Raw genomic sequence first — 3837 nt, forward strand, 5'->3', positions numbered from 1 at the left:
ATGAGCAGCTGGTAGGGAGGGAAGATCTTGGTGTAGACCTCGGCCCATTCCTGGGCGTCCTCGCGGTGCCAGGGTCTTCTGCAGCTCCGAGGCAACGGCTGCGGTATCCATCGGCACGACGCCGGCCTGGACGACGCGAGCAAGCGTGATCTCCTGCGCCATCTTCGAATAGGTGCCGGAGGCGTCGATCACGGCGAAGACCTTGTAGCCGTCATAGGCAGCGCTGATCGACGGGAAGGCCATGCAGACGCTGGTGATGGTGCCGGCGATGATCAGGGTGTTACGGCCGGTCGCCTTGACGGCGGCGACGAAGTCGGGATTGTCCCAGGCATTGATCTCGCCCTTGCGCGCCACGTACTGGGCATGCGGTGCGTTCTGGTGGATCTCCGGGATCAGCGGGCCATTCGGGCCCTGCGGCACCGAAGCCGTGGTGATGACCGGGATCTTGGAAAGCGTCGCCATCCTGGCAAGCGCGGCGGCATGGTTGCGCAGCGTCGTCATCGGCATGTCGGCGACGGTCTGGAACAGGCCGCTCTGGTGATCGATCAGCAGCAGCACCGCATCATTGGGGTCGATGACCGGACGCTTGCCGTTGAAGTTCGCAATGTTGTTGTTCGTGCTCATTGTCGTCTCCTGGGGGTGATGAGCCATGTTCTTTGGGGGTAGTGGCTCGTTGCTGCTGTTTGGCTCGCGTTGTCGTACGGGCCGTGCTTGCAAGGGCCGGCCGAAGCCGCGCCCTTGATCTCAACCGGTCAGCTGTCGATCCGACCGAAGCCGCCGCGCCGGAAATCGGCGAAGGCCTGCTGGAGTTCTTCCTGGGTGTTCATGACGAACGGTCCCTGCCAGGCGACGGGCTCGTCGATCGGCTCGCCGCTCAGAAGAAGGATGCTGGCATCACTCGACGCGGCGATGGTGAACTCGCCGCCGGTGCGGTCGAGCAGGACGAACTGGGCATCATGCACCGGTTCTGCGCCGTTGATGACGATGTTTCCGCGCAGCACGACCAGGCCGGCCGCATGGCCCTCCGGCAGTTCCAGCGACGTCTCGCCACCGGACTTGAGCTGGAGATCCCACATGTTGATCGGCGTGAAGGTACGCGCCGGCCCGAACTTGCCCTGGTAGTCGCCGGCGATGACGCGCAGCGTGCCGGCTTTGTCGTCAAGCTTGACTGCGGGAATGTCGGCGTCGAGCAACGTCTGGTAGCCGGCAGTGGCATTCTTGTCCTTGGCCGGCAGGTTGACCCAGAGCTGGATCATCTCGAGCACGCCACCCTGTTGGGTGAACGCCTTGGAATGAAACTCCTCGTGCAGGATGCCGGATGCAGCCGTCATCCACTGGACGTCGCCGGGGCCGATCAGCCCGCCAGCGCCGGTCGAGTCACGATGTTCGACCTCGCCCTGGTAGACGATGGTGACGGTCTCGAAACCGCGATGCGGATGGACGCCGACGCCACGCGGCCTGTCAGTCGGTGCAAATTCGGCCGGGCCGGCATAGTCGAGATGGAGGAAGGGGCTGACATGCTGGCCGAGCGTCGTCTGGGAAAAGACCGAGCGGACCGGAAAGCCGTCGCCAACCCAATGCGGTGACGAGGCGCTGTAGACCCCAAGTATCTTTCTCATCATCTTTCTCCTTGCGAACCCTCGACGGGTTGTGTTGCAAAGAGAATATGCGCAGGACATAAACCGCAGTAGACACTGGAATTCGGTCACACTGTCCTACGAGCGAGACAATCACCGGCCATGCATGACCTGAATGACCTCTATTTCTTCGTCCAGGTCGTCGACCAGAACGGCTTCGCCGCAGCGGCGCGCAAACTCGGCATGCCACGATCGAGGCTCAGCCGGCGCATCGGCCTGCTCGAGGAACGCCTCGGCATCCGCCTGATCCAGCGCTCGACCCGGCGCTTCGCCGTGACCGAGATCGGCATGGAGTATTATCGCCACTGCGTCGCCATGCTGGTCGAGGCCGAGGCCGCGCAGGAGGTCATCGAAAGGACCCGCTCCGAGCCGCAAGGCATCGTGCGCGTGGCCTGCCCCTCCTCCGTCGTCTATTTCCAGGTCAGCGAGATGATCGCCCGCTTCATGGCCGAGTGCCCGAAGGTCGAGGTCCATCTCGAAAGCACCAACCGGCGCGTCGACGTGATCCGCGAAGGCTTCGACCTGGCGATCCGCGTGCGCTTCCCTCCGCTGGAGGAAAGCGACCTCGTCATGAAGGTTCTGGCCGACAGCCCGCAACGGCTGGTCGCCAGTCCCGAACTGCTTGCGAAATTTCCCGGCGGCGTGGTTCCCGCCGACCTCGGCACGCTGCCAAGCCTGGCCTGGGGGCCGGTGCATGGCGACTACGAATGGCGGCTCGATGGTCCCAACGGCGCAACCGCACGCATCCCGCACGTCCCGCGCTTCGTCACCGAGGACATGGTGACGCTGCGCCATGCGGCATTGCTCGGCGTCGGCGTGGTGCAATTGCCGACGATGGTCGTCCGGGCGGACCTGATGACAGGAACGCTGGTCGAAGTTCTGCCCGACTGGGCTCCCAAGACCGGCATCATCCACGCGGTGTTCCCGTCGCGCCGCGGTCTGTTGCCGTCCGTGCGCGCCCTGCTCGACTATCTTGCGGCCGAGTATGCAGCGCTTGGCCGAGCCAACGACACCCGAAGCTAGCCGCGTGATCGTGGCTCGCCCAATGGCGTGCGGCGACCGAGCCCAATCGTACTGCCGACGAATATGCGGCCTGGCTGTCTCAGCTCTTGTCGATGGCTGGTCTGGAACTGAAGATACGCTTGCATCATCGCAAGCGTCGTCCCACTTACGCGCCGGCACGCCCTCAACAGCGCCGCCGCGTAAGCCTTCACGTCATGCCGGAGCTGTCCTCCACGGCCGCTGGGTCCGGCACGTATCTCAGGTCGTCAGGAAAGAGCCGGCTGCCACTTCCACTTTCGCCCGCAGCCGGCCTTGCGTGCGGCCATGACCGCGAACGCCTCTGCCATCAGCCGCGCGGCAAGCGCCGAGGTGATCTGCGAGGCGCTGTCATGTTCCGGCGCGACCTCGACGACGTCGAAGCCGAGCAGCCCATTCTCGCAGACCAGCCGCACGGCATCGATTGCCTCCCTGGCAGTCAACCCGCCGGGCTCGATGCTGTTGGTGGCCGGCGCGAAGGCCGGGTCGACACCGTCGATGTCAAAGCTGACATAGGGCGCACGCCCGTCGGGCGAAGCCACCTGCAGCGCTTCGACGGCTACCGCCTCGATGCCGCGCCCCTCGATTTCGGACATGCCGTAAATGCGGATTCCCAACTCGCGTGCAATGGGCGTCCATTCCTGGACGTTGCGTGGTCCGCGCGCGCCGATGATCGCGACACGGCGCGGATCGATGTTGGGAAGCTCGCAGATGCGCTTGAGCGGCGAGGCACGGGTCAGGCGGTCCTCGCGGTAGCTCTCGGCCAGATCGAGATGGGTGTCGAAGATCACCATGCCGGCCTTGTAGTCGATTTCGCGGACGGCCTCTTTCACCGCCGGATAGGTGACGCCATGATCGCCGCCGATCATAAAGGGCACGGCCGACGCCTTCTTGACGGCGGCGATACGCGCCTCGAGACGCTCGTAACTGCGGGCATTGTCGCCGGGCACAATGTCGACGTCGCCGGCATCGAGCACCTTTATGTGATTGAAGACCTCAAGATCCCAATCGAAGTTGTATGATCCGTACAGGAGCGACAGCTTGCGAACCCATGCCGGGGCCAGGCGCGTAGCGCCGCCGCGCAGCGTGGCGATTCCGTCATAGGGCATGCCGACCACGATCGCATCGGCTTTCGCGCCCGACAGATCGGGACAGTACGGCG

Annotated in this window: 4 protein-coding genes; 1 reads left to right on the top strand and 3 read right to left on the bottom strand. The window is 64.5% G+C overall.

Going from position 1 to position 3837, the window contains the following annotated elements:
* Together ACODTY_RS23450 and ACODTY_RS23455 are read right to left on the bottom strand one after the other, a co-directional pair.
* On the bottom strand, positions 1-624 hold a 624-nt coding region (locus tag ACODTY_RS23450), incomplete at its 3' end, for a hydrolase (protein WP_488996582.1).
* Between the two features lie 128 nt (positions 625-752).
* Positions 753-1619, bottom strand: coding sequence for a pirin family protein (locus tag ACODTY_RS23455; RefSeq protein ID WP_488996583.1), 867 nt, complete (start codon positions 1617-1619; stop codon positions 753-755).
* Positions 1620-1739: 120 nt separating this feature from the next.
* Here ACODTY_RS23455 and ACODTY_RS23460 point away from each other — a divergent pair, with 120 nt between their 5' ends.
* Positions 1740-2660 (top strand): LysR family transcriptional regulator, encoded by a 921-nt coding sequence (locus ACODTY_RS23460; protein WP_488996584.1) that lies wholly within the window; start codon positions 1740-1742, stop codon positions 2658-2660.
* A 245-nt stretch (positions 2661-2905) separates the two neighbouring features.
* On the opposite strand, the gene ACODTY_RS23465 is transcribed toward ACODTY_RS23460, so the two are convergent.
* A partial coding sequence (locus ACODTY_RS23465) for an agmatinase family protein (protein WP_488996585.1) occupies positions 2906-3837 on the bottom strand: 932 nt, incomplete at its 5' end.

Source organism: Mesorhizobium sp. FG116 (assembly GCF_057809835.1).

Bases quoted from the DNA above. Each gene is read 5' to 3' on its own strand.
- ACODTY_RS23455 (WP_488996583.1), bottom strand. From the start codon at position 1,619: ATGAGAAAGATACTTGGGGTCTACAGCGCCTCGTCACCGCATTGGGTT.
- ACODTY_RS23460 (WP_488996584.1), top strand. From the start codon at position 1,740: ATGCATGACCTGAATGACCTCTATTTCTTCGTCCAGGTCGTCGACCAG.